Origin of the sequence: Gemmobacter denitrificans, assembly GCF_036964905.1 — a bacterium.
Lineage (GTDB): Bacteria > Pseudomonadota > Alphaproteobacteria > Rhodobacterales > Rhodobacteraceae > Gemmobacter > Gemmobacter denitrificans.
This window is the reverse complement of sequence record NZ_JBALHR010000005.1, coordinates 50,371-73,596: the sequence shown is the minus strand read 5'-3', so window position 1 is coordinate 73,596 and position 23,226 is coordinate 50,371. Positions and strand designations below refer to the sequence as shown.

The following is a 23,226-nucleotide window of genomic DNA, read 5'->3' as shown; positions in this document are numbered from 1 at the left end:
ATTACACATCTTCGCGCGCGAGTTGATGGGGGAGATGAAGAATGACCTGTGCTTTGGTGCCCGAACTTGCCGTCTCTGACTGGCAGCGGTCACGGCGGTTCTATTGCGAAGTGCTGGGATTTTCCTGCGCCTATGACCGTGCCGATGAAGGGTTCAGCTATCTTTGCCTTGGCGCAGCCGAGTTGATGATTGACCAGATCGGGCTGGGGCGCGATTTCGACGATGGGCATCTGCCGGACGGCTATCCCTTTGGCAGGGGGCTGAATCTGCAGATCGAAGTGCCGGATATCGGCCCGCTGCTCGCCGGGCTGGACCGGGTGGGCCACCCGCTGTTCCTGCCGGTCGAAGACAAATGGTATCGCACAGGCAGCATGGAATCAGGCAATCGCCAGTTCGTCGTGGCCGACCCGGACGGCTATCTGCTGCGCTTCTTTCAGGATCTGGGAACCCGTCCTGCATGCATGACTCCCACGGGGCGTTCCTTTGCGCCATAATGCGAAAACAGGGGCAGGGCGAAGGGGGCGGGTTGGTCAAGCGGACAGTCAAGGGTTGCATTGATGCGAACAATATGTGAACATTTGAGAGTAGCGTTTGCCCTACGAGGATCCCATGTCCGCCGCAACAGTGATTTCCAACGATTTCGATTTCGAATTTGGTCAGTGGCGGGTGCGTCATCGCCGATTGAAGCAGCGGCTGGTCGGCTGCACGGAATGGGACGAGTTTTCCGGCCAGTCTGAAACCAGGCCGGTTCTGGGCGGTAACGGCAATATCGAAGACAACCTGCTCTTGTTTCCGGGCTGCAACTACCGCGCCATCGCCATCAGATCCTACAGCGTGGAACAGCGCAGTTGGGCGATCTGGTGGCTGTCGGCCAATGATCCGCATCGGCTGGATGTGCCGGTGATCGGCAGGTTTGAGGCCGGTGTCGGCACATTTCTGGCGCAAGACAGCGTGGACGGGCGGCCGGTCACGGTCAGGTTCCTGTGGTTGGATACCGACACGGCCAGCCCCAGATGGGAACAGGCCATGTCGGTTGATGGCGGTGCCACATGGGAAACCAACTGGACGATGGCGTTTAAGCGCGCCTGACTGACGGGTTTGGCCGGCTGATGGGCCGGGCGTTACAGCGCCGCAGCCAGCCGCGTGCCCTGATCGATGGCGCGTTTGGCATCCAGCTCTGCCGCGACATCGGCCCCGCCGATCAGATGCACGGTGACGCCCCGCGCCTCTAGCCCGGCCTGCAGGCTGCGATCCGGGTCTTGACCGGCGCAGATCACCACGGAATCTACGCGCAAGACCTGCGGCTCGCCATTCACCGTAACGGCCAGCCCCTCGGGCGTGACTGCCTGATAGGCCACGCCGCCCAGCATTTTCACGCCCTTCATCTGCAATGCGGCACGATGAATCCAGCCCGTCGTCTTGCCCAGCTTGCGCCCCGGTTTTTCGGGCTTGCGCTGCAACAGCCAGACCTGCCGGGCCGGGGCTTCGGGGCGCGGCCCTTCGGGGGCAAGCCCCCCCGCCACCTGTGCCGGATCGCCCACCCCCCACTCGCGCCGCCACAGCGCAGGGTCCAGCGTCGGGCTGGTGCCATGATGCACCAGATATTCGGCCACATCAAAGCCAATGCCGCCTGCGCCCACCACGGCCACCCGCGCCCCCACCGGTGCCCCGCGCAATACATCACGGTAAGACAGAACCCGGGGATTGTCTTCGCCTGGGATACCCGCGCTGCGCGGGGTGATGCCGGTGGCCAGAATGACATCATCGAACCCGGCCAACATCTCGGGCGTGGCTTCCACACCCAGACGGGCGGTGACCGAGCTTGCGGCCAGCCGGGTCTGGAACCAATCGATCAAGCCGCGAAACTCTTCCTTGCCCGGCACGGCGGCGGCCAGATGCAATTGCCCGCCTGCAACTGGACTGCGGTCGAACAGCGTCACGTGATGGCCGCGCTCAGACGCGGTCAGCGCCGCCGAAAGGCCGGCAGGCCCCGCCCCGACCACCGCAATGCGCCGCGGTGTGGCGGCGGGGGCGATCACCAGCTCGGTTTCGTGGCAGGCGCGCGGGTTCACCAGACAAGAGGTAAGCTTGCCGCTGAACGTATGGTCCAGACAGGCCTGGTTGCAGGCGATGCAAGGCGCGATTTCGGCCCCCCGGCTCGCCGCCGCCTTGGCAACGAAATCGGGATCGGCCAGAAAGGGTCGCGCCATCGACACCATATCGGCCTGTCCGCCTGCCAGCAGCGCCTCGGCCACTTCGGGCGTGTTGATCCGGTTCGAGGTGATGACCGGAATGCCCACTTCGGGCCGCAACCGCGCGGTCAGATGCGCAAAGGCCGCCCGTGGCACCGATGTGGCAATGGTGGGCACCCGCGCTTCATGCCAGCCGATCCCGGTATTCAGGACCGAGGCCCCTGCCGTCTCGATCGCCTTGGCAAGAAGCACCACCTCGTCCCAGGTGGAGCCGTCTGGGATCAGATCGATCAGCGAAATGCGATAGATCAGGATGGCATCGCTAATCGCTGCACGCACCCGCCGCACCACTTCGACCGGCAGGCGCATCCGGTTTTCATAGCTGCCGCCCCAGTGATCGTTGCGGCGGTTGACATGGGTCACGAGGAACTGGTTCAGGAAGTATCCCTCGGACCCCATCACCTCGACCCCGTCATAGCCCGCGGCGATGGCGCGGCTGGCGGCGGTGGCGATGTCGCTGATCTGCTTTTCAATCCCCTCTTCATCCAGTTCCTTGGGCACAAAGGGCGAGATCGGCGATTTCACCGCGCTGGCCGACACGCAATCCGGCCCATAGGCATAGCGGCCCGCATGCAGGATCTGCATGGCAATGCGCCCGCCTGCGGCATGAACCCGGTCGGTGACGATGCGGTGATTGGCAATGTCGCGGTCGGAAAACAGCCCCGCTGCCCCCGGGAACACCCCGCCTTCGCGGTTGGGGGCCATGCCACCGGTGACCATCAGGCCAACACCGCCGCGCGCCCGCGCCGCGTAGAATTCGGCCACCCGGTTCCAGTCTCCGGTTTCCTCCAGCCCGGTATGCATCGACCCCATCAGCACACGGTTCTTCAGCGTGATGCTGCCCATCGTGATCGGGGCAAGCAGATGCGGATAGCTGGTGGTCATGGCGGTCCTCCTCGGGCTTGGCGGCCAGAGTTGCAAATGGGCGCGGCGCTGTCACCGTCAACGCTGCGTCACGGTTGTGCGGGGGGCTGTCTGCCCGCTGCGCACGCCGAGGATATTTGGGCCAAGATAAAGGCGGTTGGCGTTTGTGGGGATCAGGTCAGGCCAAGAAGTGCGGGCAGTTCGGCCATGGAGGTGAAGATCTGCGCCCCTTCGGCCTGCAATGATGCCCCGTCGCCATGGGGGGCATAACCCATGCAGCGCATCCCGGCCCGTTGGGCGGCACGGGCACCGGTCGCGCTGTCTTCGATGACCACGCAGGCAGCAGGCGCTACCCCAAGGTTTTGCGCGGCGTGAAGATAAAGATCGGGCGCGGGTTTCAGCATCCCCAGATCAATTCCGGAAAACAACCTGCCGGTCAGCCGCTGCAGCAGCGCCGGATGCTGGCCCAGGGTCACGGCCATTTTGCGCATCGTGCCGTTTGATCCGATGGCATAGGGAATACCCGCCGCATCGAGCGCATCGAAGACCTGCGCCACACCAGCCACCAGCGCAGTGCCCTGTGCCAGCCGGTCATAAAGCCGTTCGTAAATCTCTGCGGTCCAACCTGCGGGAATATCGGCCCCGAGTTCGGCAGCGATCCGTCCGCAGCGTTCGATGGTGCCGCCCAGAAAACGCTGTTCCATTTCGGCCCGGCTCAGGTCAAGGCCGCGCGCGGCGAGGTCTTCGGCCAGAAGGTCGAAGGTGGCGGGTTCGCTGTCCACCACCACGCCATCACAATCGAACAGAACGGCGGCGGGGGTCATGGCGCGCGCAGCAGGGTGATGATCGTGTCACCATAGCTGCGCTGGTCGATTTCCTCGAACCCGTCCGGGGGAAGGGGGGCAGTGTTTTCTTCCCAGACGATCAGCGCTCGTGGTGCCAGCCAGCCGCCACCGATGCAGGAGGCCAGCGCCTTTTCGCCCAGGCCCTGACCATAGGGCGGATCAAGAAACACCAGATCATAGCCCGCGCCGCGATTGGGGCCCATGTTGGTGGCATCGCGCCGCCAGACATCGGTGGTGCCCATGGCCCGCATCAGTTCGATATTGCGCCGAAGCAGCGCCCTTGCTGCCGTGCCGTCATCGACAAAGGCCACTCGCGCTGCGCCTCGCGACAGCGCCTCCAGCCCAAGCGCGCCAGTCCCGGCAAACAGATCGAGCACGCGGGCACCGGCAACCGGATCGCCCGACTTCGCCACCCTTCCATTGATCAGAAGGTTGAAGATCGCCTCGCGCACGCGGTCGGTCGTCGGGCGCAGATGGGCCTGCGGGTCACCCGCCCCCACATCGGCGAGTTTCAGGCCCCGCGATGCGCCGCCGACGATCCTCACTTCAGCAGGCCCTTCAGATCGGCAGTGGTATCGGCAACCAGCGCCGGGTCGGGGCTGCGGCCCATTTCGATCAGCCGCTTGCCCACCATATAGGCGCGCGGATCGTTCATCGCATCCACGGCCAGCAGCGTGGTGCCCCGGAAATACCAGAAGCTGACTGCTGCACCGGTCGGGCCGCGGGTCACGATGCGATCATAGCCGGTGTTCAGCCCGGCGATCTGCAGTTTGCAATCATATTGATCCGACCAGAACCACGGTTTGGCCAGATAGGGCTGGTTTGCCCCCAGCATGTTGGCGGCCACCGCCTCGGCCTGATCGATGGCGTTGCCCACCGATTCCAGCCGCAACCGGCCCTCGCCATGCGGAAAGCTGGCGCAATCACCAGCAGACCAGATATGCGGCACAGAGGTTCGCCCGAATTCATCGGTGCGGATGCCATTATCCAGCGCGCAGCCTGCCAGTTCGGCCAGCGCGGTGGCAGGCAGGATGCCCACGCCTGCGATCACGAAATCGGCTTGCAAGTCGCGCCCGTCGGTCAGTCGGGCTGCCGATACGCGGCCTTCGCCAAGCAGGCGATCCAGGCCGACGCCTTCCAGAATATCCACGCCATGCGCGCGATGCAGCGCCCGGAAGTGATCCGAGGTTTCGGGCGCGGCCACCCGCTGCAGGATGCGGGGGGCCATTTCCACCACGCTGACCTTCAGGCCCAGCTTGGCAGCCACGGCGGCAGCCTCCAGCCCGATATAGCCGCCCCCGATGATGACAACATGGCGGCCTGGCTGAAACTGCGCCCGCATCGCATCGACATCGGCCAGGGTGCGCACGGTATAGACCCCGTCCAGATCGCCGCCGATGGTAGCGGGCAGGCGGCGCGGCACCGACCCGGTGGTCAGCGCAAGTTCGTCATACTGGAGGGTTTCGCTGCCCAGCGTCACATGGCGTGCGACCGGATCAATGCCGGTCACCGGCTGGCCCAGCCGCAGGGTGATGCGGTTCTCGGCATAGAAATCGGCCCCGCGCAACCACAGCCGTTCTTCCTCCATCTCGCCCAGAAGATAGGCTTTTGACAGCGGCGGGCGCTGATAGGGGGGGCTGGGTTCTTCGCCGATCAGGGTGATGTCGCCGTCAAATCCCGCACTGCGCAGCTTGGCCGCCAGCGCCGCCCCCGCCTGCCCGGCCCCCACGATCACGAAATGCGCCATCTTCCGCTCCCCTTTGCCCTCTGGCCTTCCTCGCCCCGGACCCTATAACTGTGGGCGACGGAAACGCAACGCGCGAGGACTGGCAAATGACGATTTCTGAGGGCAGCAAACTTCCGGGCGCAAGCCTGTTGCGGATGGGGGATGCGGGCCCCGAAGCGGTGGATCTGGCCGCGAAACTGGCAGGCCGCAAAGTGGTGATCTTTGGTCTGCCGGGCGCCTATACCGGCGTCTGCACCACGGCGCATGTGCCCAGCTTCATCCGCACCAAGGACAAATTTGCCGCCAAGGGCGTGGATGAAATCATCTGTGTCTCGGTCAATGATCCCTTCGTGATGAAGGCCTGGGGCGAAGCCACCGGTGCAGATGCCGCGGGCATCACCATGCTGGGCGATGCGCAGGCTGAATTCACCAAGGCCATCGGGCTGGAGTTCTCGGCCCCGCCAGCGGGGCTGATTGATCGGTCCAAGCGCTATGCGCTTTATGCCGAAGATGGCGTGGTCAAGGTGCTGCAGGTCGAAGACAGCCCCGGACAGTGCAGCATTTCGGGCGGCGAGGCGCTGCTGGACGCGATCTGATCGCACAGGGGGCCGGTGTGACCGGCCCCTTTTCATTCTGGGGCAAAGCACTGGCAGTGGCCTGCGCGGATCATGGGCGCGGGCAGATCGGTGCAGATCGCGGCGCCCGCCAGCGCAGAGAGATTGGTCTGGCCGATCCTCTTTGGAACATAGGGGAACCGCCGTCATTCTTCCGTACGAACCGGGATAGACCGTTTCTGAAAGCCGGTTTTTGTCTGTTCGAACCCGGCCTTGCGATAGAATTCAAGCGTGCCCCGCTCCGTCGAGCCGGTCAACAGCATGACCTTGTAGCAGCCGGATGCCCATGCTGCCTCTGATGCGGCATTCAGGATCATCCGTCCGTATCCCCGGTTTCGATGATCCCGATGGGTCACGACGTTCTCTATCAGACCATAGGGCCTTGCTCTGCGCGTAAGGTTCGGAATGACGACCAGAGCGCAGGACGCAACAAGCACGCCGCCAATCTCGCCAAGGAAAATTGCGCTACCGGTATAGCTGAGAAAGCGCGCAAACGCGTCATTGGCACGCAAATCATCCGGACGCTCGTCATCGGGGACAAGGTGCTGATAGAGGTCCAGCAAACGTGGGATGTCGCTTTGGGTTGCGTGCCGTATGCTCAGTTCAGGTTCATCCATGACCCCAGATTTCTCCACTTTGCAAAGGATCGCAACGGGTTCGGTGCTAATCCTTGATTGTGACAGAAACCGGCATATCTGATGTGATCCTCAAAAACCGGACAATTGCGAAAGCCATGATCTTTGGTCTGCTGCCGCCCAAACATGGCGCGATCAGACTATGCTGCGATACGGTAACCACGAGCCGATGCTCGGCCAGCGATGAGCTGCCGCCATAGAGGGTCACAGCTTGCCAGCGCGGAGCTAAAAGAATTGTCGTGATCGACCGGGCTGTCTGCGGGCGGGAGGGTTTTTCCAGATCTCATGCACGACCTTCACCTATGCCCGCCACATGGACCGCGCCGGAGCCAGAGGGACGCGGTGATTTATTCAGACAGGCGCTTCGGACTGAAGGGCGGGCAGGTGCTCCCCCGTATCCGTTCAGGCCGTCAGGAATGATCGTTCAGGAAAATCTTCACGACAAAGCTGACGCGCGGCAACAGTGCCACACCTCGGGCCGATAAAGTAGAAGGTGATGATTGCGCGGCAACTGCGTATGCACGTCCGCCATAATCTGCCATCGCCCGGTATGGGATCATAATGCAGATATATCAAAGTGGTGGAGTGGCGGACCCGGAGCGATTCGAACGCCCGACCCTCAGATTCGTAGTCTGATGCTCTATCCAGCTGAGCTACGGGTCCACTGTGAGGGGGATTTAGCGGCAGCGCGGGGGGGACGCAAGGGACAAAATGCACAAACCTGCAAAAGCCTTGCCGATTTTGTCATCGGCCTGAAATCATCGCATGACATGACAAAGCCCCGCCATTTCTGACGGGGCCGGGTTACAGGATGCCCAAGGGGCGATCAGACTGGGATATTGTCGATCAGGCGAACGCCGCCGATCCAGGCCGCCGCCAGAAGCCGCGCCGGGCCATCCAGCCGTGTGATCGGGTCCAGGGTCGAGGTTGCGCGCAGATCGATATATTCGACCTTTTCAAACCCGGCCTGCAGCAGATCGGTCCGGGCTTGCGCCAATGTCGTGTCCAGATCACCACCATCGCGCAGGGCCGTGGCAGCGCGGCCCATCACCCGGTACAGCGCCGGGGCCTGTGCCCGTGACAAAGCATCCAGCCGCACATTGCGGGACGACAGCGCCAGCCCATCTGCCTCGCGCACGGTTTCGCAGCCGACGATTTCCACCGGGATGTTCAGATCCGCCACAAACCGCTTGACCACCTGCAACTGTTGCCAATCTTTCTGGCCGAAATAGGCGCGATCGGCCTGCGTCATGCCGAACAGCTTGGCCACCACAGTGGCCACACCATCGAAATGACCGGGGCGCATCGCCCCCTCCAGCGCATCGCTGACACCTGACACCGTGACCCGTGTATTGAAACCTGCGGGGTAAACTTCATCCACCGAAGGGGCGAACAACACATCCACGCCTTCGCGGGCCAGAAGGGCCGCATCGACATCTTCGGTCCGGGGATATTTCTCCAGATCTTCCGGGCTGTTGAACTGGGTCGGGTTGACGAAGATCGTCACGATCACCCGGTCGCAGCCGCGCTTTGCGCTCCGCACAAGGCTCAGATGTCCTTCGTGCAGCGCGCCCATCGTGGGCACAAGCCCCACCTGTTTGCCATCGGATTTCCAGCCGCGCACACGGGTACGCAATTCGGCGACAGTCCTGAGAATTTGCATCAGCTTTTCGGCCCTTTGGGCGGCAGCACATCCGGGAAGGCATGTTCGGGCTGCGGGAAGGCGCGCGCGCGGACCTCGGCGGCGTAGTTCGCGATCGCCTCGTCGGCAGTGCGACCCAGATCGGCATAGCGCTTGACGAATTTGGGGCGGAATTCGGTAAACATGCCCAGCATGTCATCGACCACAAGGATCTGCCCGTCACAGCGCAGCCCGGCACCAATGCCGATGGTCGGGATGCGCAGGCGCTGCGTGACCCGGGCCGACAGCCCCTCGGGCACCTTTTCCAGCACGACCGCAAAGGCCCCCGATGCCTCCACCGCTTCGGCATCGACCATGACCTTGCCGGCTTCGGCCTCGCGGCCCACAACCTTGTAGCCACCCAGCACATTCACCGATTGCGGGGTCAGCCCGATATGGGCCATGACCGGCACGCCGCGCCGGGTCAGGAAGGCGATGGTTTCGGCCATATGCTTGCCGCCCTCCAGCTTTACCGCAGGGGCGCCGGTTTCGGCCATCAGCCGGCTGGCGTTGCGAAAGGCTTGTTGCGGGCTTTCCTCATAGCTGCCCCATGGCATGTCGATTACCGGCATTGCCTTTTGGCAGCCTTTTACCACGGCGCGGCCATGCAGGATCATCATGTCCATGGTCACGCCCAGCGTGCTGGGCATGCCGTGCAGCACCATGCCGACCGAATCGCCCACCAGCGCCACATCGCAATGCGCATCGACCAGCCGGGCCATCGGGGTCGTGTAGGCGGTAAGGCAGACGATGGGCGTTCCGCCCTTGCGGTGCATGATATCGACCGGCATCACGGGACGGACGGGGGCGGATGCGCTCATGTTTCTCCTGCTCTCCCTCAAGAGGAACCGGAGCCCTGTATAACGGTGCCCCGGGTGCCGCACCAGCGAAACTTGCCCGCCGCGCCGCAGCGGCACCGGGTCGCAGGCTTGACGACGCAGGGGCCCCGCCAGCATGGTTCGGCAAGCATCGCATCAGGAGACAGCCATGACCCCCTTGCAACGTATCGACCGCAGCGCCGTTGCCCCCGAAGTGACGCGCCCCGATCCGGACAAGGTTCTGGCGGGCGATCCCGTCCATACCAGCTGGAACATCGAAGAGCGCGGCGGGCTTTACAGCGGGATGTGGCAATCCACCCCGGGCAAATGGCGCGTGTCCTACGCGGAATGGGAATATGTCCATATCCATGAAGGTGTGTCGATCCTGACGGATGCCGCGGGCAATGCCACGACACTGCGGGCTGGGGATAGCTGGATCATCCGCCCGGGATTTGAAGGCACATGGGAATGTGTCGAAACCACGTTGAAGGATTATGTGATCCTGACCTGACCCTGCCGCCTTGCGGGGCGCGGCGGCACCATGCCCCCGCTTGACGCCATGTGCCACTGGGGGCAGGCTGCCGCCACATCAGTTTGCGACTTGTTATTATCCCTGTGCCGGAGTTGGCCATGTCTGCCCATGAATTTCCCGCGATCCTCGCTTTGTCGCTTTGCCTTCTGGCCACCCCGTCCTGGGCACAAGCGACGGGGTCTGCCGTGAACCCCAATCCGAAAGTGCCGACAGGCAGCGGGCAATTGCTGCAGGCCAGCGATCCCGACGGATTGGCCGATGCCATGCGCGACCATGGCTACCGCGCCGAATTGACGACAGATGGTCAAGGCGATCCGCGGATCAAATCCGCGACGGCGGGTATCAATTTTTCGGTCTACTTTTACGGCTGCACCGATGGGCAAGAGTGCGATGCCATCCAGTTTTCAGCGGGGTTCGATCTGGAAACCGGGTCGGATGCCCCCGCGATGAACGACTGGAACAAGCGCAAGCGGTTCGGCAAGGCCTATATCGACGACGAAAACGACCCCTATCTTGAAATGGACCTGAATTTTGAAGGGGGCATGACGCGCGACAATTTTCGCGACAATCTGGTGCTTTGGGACAGTCTGGTCGGCGATTTCAAGACCCATATCAACTGGTAGGCCCGTAGGTCAGCGCAAAGCAAAAGGCCCCGGCTTTCACCGGGGCCTTTGTGTTCAGGGGCGCAGGCATCAGCCCTGTTGCGCTGCGGCATCCGTGCCCGCCGTCGCCGTCTGTTCCGCTGCCGCTGCTGCGGCTTCCTCGGCGGCCTTTTGCGCCTCGAGCTCGGCCTTCTTCTGCTTGATCTCTTCGATCCGGGATTCGTCATAGGGGATCAGAAGGCCATATTCGTCTTCCATCCACTTGCCCTCGAGCCGTTCCGATTCCTCCAGCGAGCGGACACGGACGCGGGTGCCGTTGGGCACGCGGTTGTATAGATCGATGATATCCTGATTGAACAGCCGGATGCAGCCTGCCGAGGTAGCCCGCCCGATGGAACGGACATCCACCGTTCCATGGATGCGGAAATAGGTGTCGCGTTTGCCACGATACAGGTAAAGCGCCCGTGCCCCCAGCGGATTTTCCAGCCCGCCCGGCAAACCACCCGCATATTCGGCATAGAATTCGGGGAAGGTGCGGATCATGTTGGCGGTCGGCTGCCAGTTCGGCCATTCCGCCTTGCGCCCGACGACGGCCGAGCCCCGGAAGCCCAGCCCCGACCGGCCCACGGCAATGGAATAGCGCATGGCCCGCCCACCTTCCATCACCCAGTAAAGCTTGCGGAAATGAGGGTCCACCACGATGGTGCCAGGCTTGTCATCCCCGGTGAAGTCCACCTCTTGCCGTGGCATGTTGCCCGACAGGTAGCGGGCATCGACAGCCTGAATCACAAAGCCGCCGTCTTCGACAGATTCATATCCCGGGACGGCGGGCGGTGGTTCTGCGGCCTTGGGTCCACCGGCGCAAGCCGCCAGAACAAGAAGGGAAAGCAGGGCGGCAAGGCGCGAAATCAGATTTGGCACGTTCAGACTCGGGGCTCTGTTGATTTGCGCCCACAAAGGCGCGGACGGACCCTGCCGGTCAACAGCTTTGTGACAGGGTAAATGCAAAATCCCCCGGCCATGGCAGCCGGGGGACACATTGGCAGTGATCAGCAGATCAGTTCAGCGCGCCAAGGCCGAAGAACAGGGTTTCGCCCGAGCTGTCATTGGTGCCGTCATTGTCGGTCACCACGAAGGCCTGACCGGCAGCGTCGATCGCGAAACCTTCCACCTTCTCAGCGGTATAGCCGTTCCAGCGGTTCAGATCGGGGATCAGGTCGCGAACCAGTTCCTTCTTCACCACCGGCAGGGTGCCACCCAGTTCGGCTGGCTTCAGATCGGCCAGCGCGACGCGGGTCAGGTGCTTGACGGCGGCATCCGATCCGGTGCCGTTGTCGCGTTCGATGATATAGGCCCAGTCGCCCACGATGGTGATTTCCGACAGGCCCATCCAGCGGCCCTCTGCCGGGGCTTCCAGCGGGTAATGCACGGCACCCCAGGTTTCGGCGTCGGTGTCATAGGCCACCAGCTTCACCATGCCCTTGGGATCATCGCCCCATTCACGCTGCATGGCGATCCACAGGGTCTTGCCCTGCACGGCGATGCCTTCGGCACCAAACCGCTTTTCATGGGCCAGCAGTTCCGGCGGCAAGGCGATTTCCTTCACGATCGCGCCTTCGGCATCGACATGATAGATCGCATGCGGGAACAGCTTGTCGCTGCGGCCTTCCGAGGCCAGCCAGAACCCGCCCTCGCCATCCGCGGCGATGCCTTCCAGATCCAGCTTTTGTGCCGGGTGGCCACCGCGGGTGACCACAAGCTTGCCGGTGATGCGCGCCGGGGTCTGTGTGGCGTCGATGGTATAGATGGTCGGCGCCCCGGCGTGCACGCTGTCCGACACGCCATACATCAGGCCCGGGGTTGCCGGATCGGTGGCCAGACCCGAAAGGGCAGCCCAACCAAGCGCGGCTTCATCGGCCACCAGCGTCGGATAATTCGCAACGCCTTCGGCCAGTTCATAGATCATGACATGGGCGCGCACGCCGCCATCTTCCACCAGATCCAGTTCGTTGGCCGTGACCAGCAGATTGCGCGACGGGATTGCCACCACGCCTTCGGGGCTGATGCCCGAGGGGATCAGTTGCGCCAGCTTCGGTGCTGCCGGATCGGTCATGTCATAAGCGGCCACGATCGAGGCACGTTCCGCCGCGACAAAGGCCATCGGGGTTTCGCCGAAGGTTCCGGTTTCCAGACCTTCGGGCTCCACGCCCTTCTTGTTGCGGTGATCGGGGTAATGGCCGATGGCGGCAATTGCGCGCTCCATCTCGGCCCCGTTTTCATAGGCCACGCTGCCATCACGGTTGAACACGGTAAATCCGCGCGCGCCGCCTTCCCAATCGCCTTCATTGGCGACGATCAGCCGGTCATTGCCCAGCCATTTCACCGCGTCAGGCTCGCGCAGGGCGCCATCCTTCTTGCCAGTGAAATCCGGCACGCCATCCTTCTTGGTGTCGATCCCGACCAGATCGACACTGCCTGCGTTGAAATGGCCCGCAACCGCGCCATCGGCACCGATGATCACGATATGGTTGTTTTCCTGCAGCGTGACTGCAATCTCGCCCGCGTCGTTCACCGCGACGAATTCCGGTTCCGGGTCATCGCCCGCCACATCGGCCAGACCGGTGACCTCGATCTTCTGCAGGCCCGCGCAATCGACCGCGCCATCCTTGACCGGCAGTTTCACCACGAAACCGGCCGGCATCTGCGGCAGCGCGCCGTCATTCACATCTTCATCCCGCTCGTTTTCGATGGCGACGGCCAGGAAGCTGCCATCCTTTGCGCGGGCGACCGAATCCGGCTGTCCGCCCAGATCACATTCCGCCACCACCGATTTGCCTGCCAGATCGACCGTGACCAGCTTGCCCGAAGGCGCAGTATAACTTTCCGAGGTGTTCACGCCGACGAAAACCTGCCCGCCGATCACCTGTGCGGTGGTGGGCTCGCCCCCCACATCGACATTGCCCAGCGGCTTGGGTGCGCGCGGGTCAGTGATGTCGATCAGGCCGATCACACCCAAAGGGCTGTCGGAATAGATCAGGGTCATGCCATCATCGCTGGCGGTGATGATCTCGGCGCTGGTTTCGCGCGCGCGGTCTTCACCTTCGGCCATGTTCATCGGCGTGGCGAAGCTGGCGATCCGGGTAAAGACCGGGTCGGCCATCGCCGGGGCAGAGCAAAGCGCCAAGACGGAAGTCAGGGTCAGGAAACGCATGGGCCATCCTATGATTTTGCGGGTTTTGGGCAGGGATGACGGTGCGCGGTAACAGGGCCGTGAAGCGGATGTGACGGTTTCGCGAAAGCTCCGGCTGCACGCCGGGCTTGTGAGTGCGGCTCGCGGGATCGTGTGTCGGGGTGATCGGCGGCGCGGTGGACGGCACAGCCCTGGTTTGCTAGCCCAAGGGCATGCGCCCGTTCCGATGCCTGTTCCTGCTGTTGCTGTTGGTCACCCTGTTGCCTTGGGGCAGTTGGAACCTGGGCCGTTTCTCAGTGCCCGCGCAGGCCGAGGCTACCGCCCTTGCAGAACCCAACGAGGCACAGTCCCGCCCGCATCGCTGCCGCTTGGCCGTGCTTCCGGGCGGGCCGTGCGGAACCGATCTGCTGCCCGGTGGGGCAGGGGGGCTTGCCCCGCAGGGGCCTTTCCAGCGGGCCTGGGGTCAGCCAGAGGGCGCGCCCGTTGCGGCCGATTGGCAAGAGGCCCCGCCTCGTCGCCCGCCCCGCGCTGTCTGACAGGCCGTCGCCGCGCGATCCGCGCACAAGTCAGACCATCCAAGGGGGCAGAGATGTTGACCCGTCGTTCTTTCATGGCCGCGACTGCGGCCTCTGGCCTTGCCGCGTGCATGCGCCCCGAACCAAGCCCGCCGTTGGCTTTGCCTGCTGGCCCCGCATGGCCACCATTGCCCGCGTTCTACGGGGCCATCACGACCGAACCGCATCCGGTTCCCGCCGTGCCCGAAGGGATCATCCATCCCGATCTGTGGCGGCAAGAAGTGGCCAATCCCTATCCCGACGATCCGCCGGGCAGCATTGTCATCAGCCCGGGCACGGGGTTTCTGTATCTGCTGCAAAGTCGCGACAGGGCGCTGCGCTATGGCGCGGGCAGCGGTGCGGCGGCCTTTTCCTGGTCAGGCAGTGCAAGGGTGCAGTTCCGCCGCAAATGGCCGGTCTGGAAGGCGCCGGACAGCATGATCGCCCGCCGCCCCGAATTCGCGCCCTATTCGGTCGCCAATGGCGGCATGCCGGGCGGGCCGGGCAATCCGCTGGGCGCGCGGGCGCTTTACCTGTTCCAGAACGGGCAGGACACGCTGTATCGCATCCATGGCGCCTGCGAGCCGAAATATCTGGGCAAGGCAGTATCATCGGGCTGTGTGAGGTTGCTCGATCAGGATGTGATCGACCTGCATGACCGGGTGCGCGACGGCATCACGGTCCGGGTCCTGCCTGCCGATCCGCCGCCGGGGTTTGTGGGCGTCTATTGATCCCGCCCGCCGTGCCGCCGCCCCGAAGGGCGGCGGCCTTGGTCTGGGTCAGCCCACCACGTTGAAAGCGGGGCCATAGGGGTATTTGGTGATGTTTTCATTGCCATCCTCGGTGATGATCAGGATGTCATGTTCCCTGTATCCGCCCGCGCCGGGCTGCCCGTCGGCAATGGTCAGCATCGGTTCCATGCTGATCACCATGCCCGGTTCCAGCACCGTGTCGATATCTTCGCGCAGTTCCAGCCCGGCTTCACGGCCATAGTAATGCGACAGAACCCCGAAACTGTGGCCGTAACCGAAGGTGCGGTATTGCAGCAGCTGGCGTTCCTCGAAGAAGGCGTTGATCTTCGCCGTCACATCGGCGCAAGTCGCTCCGGGTTTCAGCAGGCTTATGCCATATTCATGGGCGGCGACATTGGCCTCCCAGATTTTCAGGCTGGCCGGATCGACCTCGCCCACGAACATCGTGCGCTCCAGGGCGGTGTAATAGCCAGAGATCATCGGGAAGGTGTTCAGGCTGAGGATATCGCCGCGCTGCAATTGCCGCGCAGTCACCGGGTTATGCGCGCCGTCGGTGTTGATGCCCGACTGGAACCAGACCCAGGTGTCACGGTATTCGGCATCGGGAAAGCGTTTTGCGATTTCCAGTTCCATGGCATCGCGGCCTGCCATGGCAATGTCGATTTCGCGTGCGCCGACCTTGACCGCATCGCGGATGGCAAAGCCGCCCACATCGGCCACATTGGCGCCGTGGCGGATGATCTCCAGTTCCGCCGAGGATTTCCGCATCCGTTGCCGCATCGTGGCGGGAGCAATGTCCACCGTGCTGGATGGCGACAGGAAACCGCGCAGCTTGTCCGATTGCAACAGCGTGAGGTGATCGCCTTCGATCCCGATCACCCGCCCCGGCCCGGTGACCGACAGGATCGCGCGCCAGTAATTGTCGCGCTGCCAGTCGGTATAGGTGATGTTGTCGCCATGGCAGCGCCGCCAAGGCTGACCGGCATCGATGCCTGCGCTGATCGTCACGCTTTCGGCTGCAGTGACCACGAGCCCATAGGGCCGCCCGAATGAACAATAGAGAAAGCCAGAATAGTAGGCGATGTTGTGCATGGAGGTGAAGACGCAGGCATCGACCCCCTGATCCGCCATGATCCGGCGCAGCCCCGCCAGCCGCGCGTCATATTCCGACGCGGCAAAGGGCAGCACCCGGTCGCCCTGGTGGAAGCGGTACATTTGTGGACGTTCCGTCATATCAAGACCCTCTGTATGGGGGTCCGGCCTGTTGGCGACACGAGACCCCGAAAGGTCCCGGCGTACAGGACTTGGGCAGGCAAGCGCCTGCAAGCGGCGGGGCAATCCGGCCCCTGGAGCGACGCCATCGCTCCGGCTCTGCCCACAGATTAGCGACTGAGGGCTGGCTTGTCCATCGCCATGCCGGCCCGGTCAGCCGTCCTTGCGTGGCAGATGCCGATGCAGCGAACGGCAGGCCCCCATGATGTGATCCTGCACCAGCAAGGCCGCCCCGTCGGCATCGCCATCACGGCAGGCCGCAAGGATCAGCGCATGTTCGCGTGACGCGGTTTCATGCCCGCCCGACAGGGTCAGTTGCACCCGCAGATAGCGTTCAACCCGGTCATTCACCGTGCGGATCATCTGCAGCAGATAGGGGCGACCCGCAGCCAGATAGAGGCTGGAATGAAAGGCCCAGTTCAGATCCGCCCATCTGGACACATCGGTTTCGCGGTCAAAGTCCGTCGCATGGGCCGCGGCCAGCGCGATATCGGCCCCGGTCATCAGCGGCACCGAAAGCCGGATCGCATTGGCCTCTAGCATGGCGCGAACTTCGAAGATCTGCGCGATTTCCGGTTCCGACAGGCGCGCGACCACCGCGCCGCGATTGCGCTGAAAGCTGACGAACCCTTCGGCTTCCAGTTGCTTCAACGCCTCGCGCACCGGGATCTTGCTGACATTGAACAGGGCGGCCACCTCATCCTGGCGGATCGGCGCGCCTTCATCCAACACCCCGGTCACGATCGCAGTGCGCAGGTGTTTCAGAACGATCTCTGATGCTGTGGGCACCGACCCGAGATCCGGCACTCCGGCTAGGGAAAGAGACATGGCGCGGCTCCTGGCCGTTGTGGTTGGTCTCGCCTTAGCGCAGGCGCGCTGTCAGCGCAAATTCCCGGTCTGCCTTCCAAAGGGATGGATAAGGGGTGCAATTATCATATACGATATTCCAAATCACGCAATCCGGCAGGTGTTGCCGCGATCATTCTCAAGAGGCCCCGATGCGCAGTTCCAAGATTATCCATGTCGTATCCTGCCATGCCGAAGGCGAGGTGGGGGATGTGATCGTGGGCGGGGTGACCCCGCCGCCGGGGGCGAGCCTTTGGGATCAGCGGTCGTGGATCGCGCAGGATCAGACCCTGCGGAATTTCATGCTGAATGAACCGCGTGGCGGGGTGTTTCGGCATGTCAATCTGCTGGTGCCGCCCCGCCATCCGCAGGCGCAAGCCGCGTGGATCATCATGGAACCCGAAGATACCCCGCCGATGTCGGGATCAAATTCGATCTGCGTGGCGACGGTTCTGCTGGATACCGGCATCCTGCCCATGCAGGAGCCGCGCACCGAACTGGTGCTGGAGGCGCCGGGCGGGCTGGTCCGCGTGGTCGCTGACTGTCGCAATGGCAAGGCCGAGCGGATCACGGTGGAAAACCTGCCCTCATTCGCCGGACAAATCGGTATTCCGCTGGAGGTCGAAGGGCTGGGCACGCTGCAGGTTGATACGGCCTTTGGCGGTGACAGTTTCGTCGTGGTCGATGCTGCCGCGCTCGGTCTTGGGCTTCAGGTGGATGAAGCCCGCGATCTGGCCATGCTGGGGGTGAAGATCACAGATGCGGCCAACCGGCAGATCGGATTTCACCATCCGCAGCGGCCGGATTGGACGCATCATTCCTTTTGCCTGTTCGCTGGGGCCTTGCAGCGTGACGCAGCGGGGCTGCGGGCCAAATCGGTGGTGTCGATCCAGCCGGGCAAGCTGGACCGTTCGCCCACCGGCACGGCGGTTTCGGCCCGTATGGCACTGCTGCATGCCAAGGGTGAAATGGCGGTGGGGGACAGTCTGACCGGGGTGTCGATCATCGGATCGGAATTCCATGGCAAGATCCTTGGCACCACGCAGGTGGGTTCCTTGCCGGCGATCCGGCCCCAGATCAGCGGTCGGGCCTGGGTCACGGGCACGCATCAGCACATGCTGGACCCTGACGATCCATGGCCCGAAGGCTACAGGATCGCCGATACCTGGCCCATGAAGGCGAAGGCCCGGTGACAGGACCAACAATCAGGTGTCAGGCTTGAGCGGCCAAGGCTGGCCTGCGGGCCGTTTCCGTGATGCCGGGGGAAAGATGCAGCACTATCCACAGTCCGATCTGATCGCGCTGGCCGAACGGGCCTGTCTGGCTTGCGGGGCGGGCGCGGACATGGCGCAGTCGCTGGCCCGCGCCAGCGTGTCGGCTTGCCGCGCCGGACGGCAGGAAGTGGGGCTGGCCCATCTGATCGACCATTTGCACAGCCTGCGTGAAGGCCGCATCCGGGGGGCGGCGCAGCCCCGGATCGACAGCCCTGCCCCGGCCCTGATGCGCATCGACGCCGATGGAGGGGTAGCGCAGCACGGCTTCGATCTGGCTTTTGCCGAACTGGCGCAAAGGGCACAGGATTTCGGGCTTGCCTTGCTGGTACAGCGGAATTGCTATCCTGCGGGCGAACTGGGGTATTTCGTCCGCCGTCTGGCCGAGAGCGGGCTGATCGGCCTTGCGGCGGGCAATGCCCATGCGCTGATGGCGGTGGCGGCGGGCGGTGGAAAGGCCTTTTCCACCAACCCGCTGGCCTTTGCGGCCCCTTTGCCCGCAGACCGCCCCCCGCTTGTGATCGATCAGGCGAGCAGTGCTACCGCCTTCGTCAACATCCTGCGCGCCGCCGCGGCGGGGCAAAACCTGCCCGAAGGCTGGGCTCAGGATGTCCACCGTCGCCCGACCACCGATCCCACGGCGGCGATCACCGGCGCCCTTTTGCCCTTTGGTGGCTACAAGGGGGCCAATATCGCGCTGATGGTCGAGGTGCTGGCTGCGGGCCTGACAGGCGGGCGCTGGTCGCTTGACACGGGCCATTTCCTGACGGGCCATGAGCCGCCCGGTAGTGGCATGGTGGTTCTGGCCCTATCGCCCGGCCTGTGTGCGCCGGATTTTCCGGGCCGTCTGTCCGCGCAACTGGACAGGCTGGCGGCGCTTGGCCTGCATGTGCCCGGCCAGCGTCAGGCCAGACCCGAAGCCGTGCCTGTCGATCCCAAGGTGATCGACGAGCTCACGCGCCTTGCCGGGGGCTGATCGGGCGTCCGGCGCGGCAGGGGTGTCAGGGGCGTTCAGCCAAGCGCGCGTTCGACCGCAGACCCCAGCCGCAACAGCCGTTCTTCCTGCCCCGGGGGGGCCATGAGGCTGATCCCGCAGGACGGCTGGGCCGTAGGCAGGGTCAGCACACATAGCCCCATCAGGTTGCCGATGCGCGTGTTGCGCAGGGCCAGCAGGTTTTCGGCGGCGAAATAAGCCGGGTCTTCCAGCAGGCGCCGGGCATCTGGGGGCAGGATGGCCGAAGTGGGCACCGCAACCGCATCAAAGCCCGCCGTTGCAGCGGCCCAGATGCGGCGCAGTACTTCCAGCCGCCGCCAGGCCGCGACATAGGTCGCCGCTGACACGGCTGCACCAGACCGGAAGCGTTCCAGCACCGGCGGGAACATCTTCTGCGGCGCGTTTTCGATGGTGTCCGACCAGATGCCCCAGGCCTCGGGCGTGAAGACCTGCCCGGCCATCGCCATCGCCTCGGCCACTTCGGGGCGGGCGGCATGGGTCAGACGGGCCCCGGCAGTGACGATCCGGGCCAGCGCATCTTCGAACCCTTTGGCCGGGGCATCGCGCAGATCTTCCAGCGCCACGGTTTCCAGCACCATCAGATGGGCACCCGCCAGGGTGACGCCCGACAGATCGGCGGGCTTGCTGCCTTCAAGTGCCGCCAGCAGCAGCGCGCAATCTTCCACCGTATGGGCCAGCGGGCCAACTGTGTCGAACTTTTCGCACAGCGGCACAACGCCCCGGGCAGACAAGCGCCCCGAGCTGGTTTTCAGCCCGACCAGATCGTTCCAGGCGGCCGGAATACGCACCGATCCCCCCGTATCGCTGCCAATGGCGGCGGGTGCCAGCCCGAAGGCAACCGAGGCCGCCGCTCCGGAGGATGACCCGCCCGGCACCGCTTCGGCAAAGTTGATGCAGGGCGGAGTGGCCGTGATCGGGTTCAGCCCAAGGCCTGAAAAGGCCAATTCCGTCATATGTGTCTTGCCAAGGCAGACAAGACCCTGCGCCGTGGCGGTGTGCAGCACCTCGGCATCCTCTGTCGGGACGCGGCCCTTCAGCAGCGCCGACCCCGCCTCACACAGCGCACCGGCGGCATCGAAATTGTCTTTCCAGCTGATCGGCACGCCATCCAGCAAACCGATCCTTGTGCCGGATTTCGCGCGCCCTGCCGCCGCCATCGCCATGGATCGCGCGCGGCGTGGTGTGGTGCGGGCATAGATACGGGTGCCATCGGGGTGGTTAGCGATGGCCGCTAGAAAGGATTCCACCAGATCGACAGGGTGCAGTTTGCCCGCCTCGATCGCACGGCCCAGATCTGCCGCCGTTCGTCCCAGCCATTTCGCCATACCGCATCCCCCTGCTACATCCCAAGATTTCGCCCCACGCTAGCGACGCAAGCGCGCATGGACAATCCCGCTGAACGGGCCATATTGCAGGGCATGACAATGGATTGTGACATTCTGATCGCGGGTGGCGGGCTTAATGGCCCTGCCTTGGCACTGGCATTGGCGCAGGGCGGGATGCGGGTGACCGTGGTCGATGCGCGCCCCGCGCCGCAACGGGCCGAGGCGGGCTTCGATGGCCGGGCCTATGCGTTGGCGCTGGCGTCAAAGCGGCTTCTGTCGGTGACCGGCGTCTGGCCGCGCATTGCTGCGCATCAGCCGATTCTGAAGATCAAGGCCAGCGACGGGGTGGCAGGGCTTGGCCCATCGCCGCTCTGGCTGGGCTTTGATTCGGCGGAACTCGAAGAAGGCCCGATGGGTTTCATGGTCGAAGACCGCCACCTCTATGCAGCCTTTCTCGAGGCGATGCGGGACAGCCCGGCGATCACGCTGATATCGGGCGAAACGGTGGTGGCGCAGGTTGCTGACGCACAGGGAATTTCGGTGTCGCTCGCGTCAGGCGCCACTCTGCGCGCGGGCCTGCTGCTGGGCTGCGATGGGCGGCAATCTGGCGTGGCGGCGCGGGCAGGCATCCGGCGCACGGGCTGGGGCTACGGCCAGACGGCGCTGGTCACGGCGATCCGGCATGAAAAGGACCATCAGGGTACAGCGCATCAGTTTTTCATGCCTGCCGGACCTTTGGCCATTCTGCCGCTGGCGGGCGGGCATCATTCCAGCATCGTGTGGAGCGAAAGCGACAGCCGCGCCGCAGCCATTCAGGCGCTGGATGATGCGGGCTATCTGGCGACGCTCAGGCCCTGTTTCGGGGATTTTCTGGGCGAGATCGCCCTGGCAGGTGCCCGCTTCACCTATCCGCTGAACCTGACGCTGGCGAACCGCTTCATCGGAGACCGGCTGGCGCTGGTGGGCGATGCGGCTCATGGCGTGCATCCGATTGCAGGGCAGGGGCTGAACCTTGGGCTGCGCGACGTGGCAGCCCTTGCGCAGGTGGTGATCGAGGCCGCGCGGCGCGGCGATGATATTGGCAGCCCCGTTACGCTGGACCAGTATCAACGCTGGCGGCGGTTTGACAGCACGGCGCTTGCCCTGGGCATGGATACGGTCAACCGGCTGTTTTCCAACAACAACTCGCTGTTGCGGCTGGGGCGTGATCTGGGTCTGGGGGCGGTGAATGCGCTGCCGGGTCTGCGGCGCGGTTTCATGCGGCAGGCCGCAGGGCTGACGGGCGATCTGCCAAAACTGCTGGCCGGGCAGTCGATCTGACCTGATCTGCCAGCCCCGATGCGGGGGCTGGCAAGGTATCAAGGCACGGTTACTGCAACTCGCGCGCGCGGTCGGCGTCAACAGCCGCCTGCGCCGTGGCGACCGAGGCTTCGAATGCGGCCAGAACCTCTGGCCCGCCTTTCACATTGGTCTTGAACCAATCCATCACCGGGGCAACGGCAGCCTTGAAGGCGGCCTTTTCTTCGGCAGTGGGCACATATACCTCGCCACCGGCGGCCTTGAAATCGGCATAGGCCTGAATTTCCTTGCGCTTCGGGCTGGCGAACGTGGCCTGCTGCAGGGCTGCGAACCCATCCACCACGATCTGCTTTTGCGCATCGGTCAGGGATGCAAAGCGATCCTGACCCATCCACCAGAAGGCCCCCATGTAGGAATGGCCGTCCAGCGTCATGTATTTCACGCCGGCATCGGTGAATTTCATCGACATGATGTCGGTAACGCCATTGGCGGTGCCTTCGACCACACCCGTCTGCAACGAAGTGAACAGTTCCGGCCACGGAATCGGCGTCGGTGAAGCCCCCAGGGTGGTGGCCAGGAATTGCGGCAGATCGGCGGGCACGGTGCGCATCTTCAGACCCGCCAGATCGGCCGGCGTCGCAACGCGCTGCTTGGTATTGGCATAGTTGCGCCAGCCGCCGGTATTGCCGATGGTCATCAGCCGGATCTTGTTGCCCGAATCCGCCAGAGCCATGTCCCGCAGGGTTTTGGTGAAATCGGTTTCGGTCAGCACTGTTTCTGCCACCCGGTCATCCGACATCAGATAGGGCAGATCCAGCACCTGAATATAGGGAAACAGCCCCGCCGCCCCGCCAGAGGTGGAGATGTAGATGTCGATCGACCCGTCGGCGACACCGGCCAGACATTCATCGCCCTTGGCGCAAAGCTGGGTGCCGATGAACAGCTCGACCTTGATGGCACCGTTCGAGGCATTTTCGACATAATTCTTGAAGACGACCAGCCCGTCGTAATCTTCGTCCGCCTCATTGGAATTCGCCGTGGCGCGCAGGGTCAGCTCTTGTGCCAATGCGCCCCCCGCCGTCCCGGCCAGCAGCGCGGCCATGACCGCGGATTTCAGTGATTTCATCAACATC

The 23,226-nt window shown here is 63.9% G+C and carries 22 protein-coding genes and 1 tRNA gene; 9 read left to right on the top strand and 14 right to left on the bottom strand.

Going from position 1 to position 23,226, the window contains the following annotated elements:
* Positions 1–41 precede the first annotated feature (41 nt).
* Both V6590_RS10485 and V6590_RS10480 read left to right on the top strand, forming a co-directional pair.
* Entirely contained in the window at positions 42–494 is a 453-nt protein-coding gene (locus V6590_RS10485) for a bleomycin resistance protein (RefSeq protein ID WP_335422656.1), read from the top strand.
* Positions 495–609: 115 nt separating this feature from the next.
* A complete protein-coding gene (locus V6590_RS10480; RefSeq protein WP_335422654.1) occupies positions 610–1,089 on the top strand; it encodes a DUF1579 domain-containing protein in 480 nt (159 codons plus the stop codon).
* A gap of 32 nt (positions 1,090–1,121) precedes the next feature.
* Here the strand turns inward: V6590_RS10480 and V6590_RS10475 are convergent, their stop codons facing one another.
* The 4 genes from V6590_RS10475 to V6590_RS10460 form a co-directional block, all read right to left on the bottom strand.
* Positions 1,122–3,137, bottom strand: a complete 2,016-nt coding sequence (locus V6590_RS10475) for an FAD-dependent oxidoreductase (RefSeq protein WP_335422653.1) — start codon at positions 3,135–3,137, stop codon at positions 1,122–1,124.
* Positions 3,138–3,289: 152 nt separating this feature from the next.
* Positions 3,290–3,940 (bottom strand): HAD family hydrolase, encoded by a 651-nt coding sequence (locus V6590_RS10470; protein ID WP_335422651.1) that lies wholly within the window; start codon positions 3,938–3,940, stop codon positions 3,290–3,292.
* Positions 3,937–4,506 (bottom strand): 16S rRNA (guanine(966)-N(2))-methyltransferase RsmD, encoded by a 570-nt coding sequence (gene rsmD / locus V6590_RS10465; protein WP_335422649.1) that lies wholly within the window; start codon positions 4,504–4,506, stop codon positions 3,937–3,939. The genes V6590_RS10470 and rsmD overlap by 4 nt, the downstream gene beginning before the upstream one ends.
* Positions 4,503–5,708 carry an NAD(P)/FAD-dependent oxidoreductase gene (locus V6590_RS10460; RefSeq protein WP_335422647.1) on the bottom strand — a complete coding sequence of 402 codons (1,206 nt, stop codon included), beginning with the start codon at positions 5,706–5,708 and terminating at the stop codon, positions 4,503–4,505. The genes rsmD and V6590_RS10460 overlap by 4 nt, the downstream gene beginning before the upstream one ends.
* Positions 5,709–5,794: 86 nt before the next feature.
* Here V6590_RS10460 and V6590_RS10455 point away from each other — a divergent pair, with 86 nt between their 5' ends.
* Positions 5,795–6,283, top strand: a complete 489-nt coding sequence (locus V6590_RS10455) for a peroxiredoxin (protein WP_335422645.1) — start codon at positions 5,795–5,797, stop codon at positions 6,281–6,283.
* 164 nt (positions 6,284–6,447) lie between these two features.
* On the opposite strand, the gene V6590_RS10450 is transcribed toward V6590_RS10455, so the two are convergent.
* The 4 genes from V6590_RS10450 to panB form a co-directional block, all read right to left on the bottom strand.
* Positions 6,448–6,918 carry a GNAT family N-acetyltransferase gene (locus tag V6590_RS10450; protein ID WP_335422643.1) on the bottom strand — a complete coding sequence of 157 codons (471 nt, stop codon included), beginning with the start codon at positions 6,916–6,918 and terminating at the stop codon, positions 6,448–6,450.
* 604 nt (positions 6,919–7,522) lie between these two features.
* Positions 7,523–7,599 (bottom strand) — tRNA-Arg (locus V6590_RS10445).
* A 163-nt stretch (positions 7,600–7,762) separates the two neighbouring features.
* On the bottom strand, positions 7,763–8,602 hold the full coding sequence (panC, locus tag V6590_RS10440) for a pantoate--beta-alanine ligase (protein ID WP_335422943.1): 840 nt from the start codon (positions 8,600–8,602) through the stop codon (positions 7,763–7,765).
* Positions 8,599–9,438, bottom strand: coding sequence for a 3-methyl-2-oxobutanoate hydroxymethyltransferase (gene panB / locus V6590_RS10435; protein WP_335422641.1), 840 nt, complete (start codon positions 9,436–9,438; stop codon positions 8,599–8,601). Before panB ends, panC begins: the two co-directional genes overlap by 4 nt.
* Before the next feature lie 166 nt (positions 9,439–9,604).
* On the opposite strand from panB, the gene V6590_RS10430 reads away from it, so the two are divergent.
* Positions 9,605–9,946, top strand: coding sequence for a cupin domain-containing protein (locus V6590_RS10430; protein WP_335422639.1), 342 nt, complete (start codon positions 9,605–9,607; stop codon positions 9,944–9,946).
* Positions 9,947–10,065: 119 nt separating this feature from the next.
* The gene (locus tag V6590_RS10425; protein ID WP_335422637.1) at positions 10,066–10,590 is read left to right on the top strand and encodes a YbjN domain-containing protein; all 525 of its coding nucleotides are present in this window, start codon (positions 10,066–10,068) and stop codon (positions 10,588–10,590) included.
* Positions 10,591–10,659: 69 nt separating this feature from the next.
* On the opposite strand, the gene V6590_RS10420 is transcribed toward V6590_RS10425, so the two are convergent.
* Positions 10,660–11,481, bottom strand: a complete 822-nt coding sequence (locus V6590_RS10420) for a L,D-transpeptidase (protein ID WP_335422941.1) — start codon at positions 11,479–11,481, stop codon at positions 10,660–10,662.
* Between the two features lie 145 nt (positions 11,482–11,626).
* On the bottom strand, positions 11,627–13,780 hold the full coding sequence (locus V6590_RS10415) for an esterase-like activity of phytase family protein (protein WP_335422636.1): 2,154 nt from the start codon (positions 13,778–13,780) through the stop codon (positions 11,627–11,629).
* A 568-nt stretch (positions 13,781–14,348) separates the two neighbouring features.
* Here V6590_RS10415 and V6590_RS10410 point away from each other — a divergent pair.
* Complete coding sequence (locus V6590_RS10410) at positions 14,349–15,044, top strand: L,D-transpeptidase (protein WP_335422634.1); 696 nt, start codon at positions 14,349–14,351, stop codon at positions 15,042–15,044.
* A gap of 48 nt (positions 15,045–15,092) precedes the next feature.
* On the opposite strand, the gene V6590_RS10405 is transcribed toward V6590_RS10410, so the two are convergent.
* Positions 15,093–16,298 (bottom strand): aminopeptidase P family protein, encoded by a 1,206-nt coding sequence (locus V6590_RS10405; RefSeq protein ID WP_335422632.1) that lies wholly within the window; start codon positions 16,296–16,298, stop codon positions 15,093–15,095.
* 192 nt (positions 16,299–16,490) lie between these two features.
* Positions 16,491–17,165, bottom strand: coding sequence for a GntR family transcriptional regulator (locus V6590_RS10400; RefSeq protein ID WP_335422630.1), 675 nt, complete (start codon positions 17,163–17,165; stop codon positions 16,491–16,493).
* Positions 17,166–17,335: 170 nt separating this feature from the next.
* Here V6590_RS10400 and V6590_RS10395 point away from each other — a divergent pair, with 170 nt between their 5' ends.
* Both V6590_RS10395 and V6590_RS10390 read left to right on the top strand, forming a co-directional pair.
* Complete coding sequence (locus V6590_RS10395) at positions 17,336–18,376, top strand: trans-3-hydroxy-L-proline dehydratase (protein ID WP_335422627.1); 1,041 nt, start codon at positions 17,336–17,338, stop codon at positions 18,374–18,376.
* A 76-nt stretch (positions 18,377–18,452) separates the two neighbouring features.
* Positions 18,453–19,430: an Ldh family oxidoreductase gene (locus V6590_RS10390; protein WP_335422625.1), complete on the top strand. Its 978-nt coding sequence runs from the start codon at positions 18,453–18,455 to the stop codon at positions 19,428–19,430.
* A gap of 35 nt (positions 19,431–19,465) precedes the next feature.
* On the opposite strand, the gene V6590_RS10385 is transcribed toward V6590_RS10390, so the two are convergent.
* Complete coding sequence (locus tag V6590_RS10385; protein ID WP_335422623.1) at positions 19,466–20,794, bottom strand: amidase; 1,329 nt, start codon at positions 20,792–20,794, stop codon at positions 19,466–19,468.
* Positions 20,795–20,887: 93 nt separating this feature from the next.
* On the opposite strand from V6590_RS10385, the gene V6590_RS10380 reads away from it, so the two are divergent.
* Positions 20,888–22,114, top strand: coding sequence for an FAD-dependent monooxygenase (locus V6590_RS10380; RefSeq protein ID WP_335422938.1), 1,227 nt, complete (start codon positions 20,888–20,890; stop codon positions 22,112–22,114).
* Positions 22,115–22,163: 49 nt separating this feature from the next.
* Here the strand turns inward: V6590_RS10380 and dctP are convergent, their stop codons facing one another.
* Positions 22,164–23,225, bottom strand: a complete 1,062-nt coding sequence (dctP, locus tag V6590_RS10375; RefSeq protein ID WP_335422621.1) for a TRAP transporter substrate-binding protein DctP — start codon at positions 23,223–23,225, stop codon at positions 22,164–22,166.
* Position 23,226 lies beyond the last annotated feature (1 nt).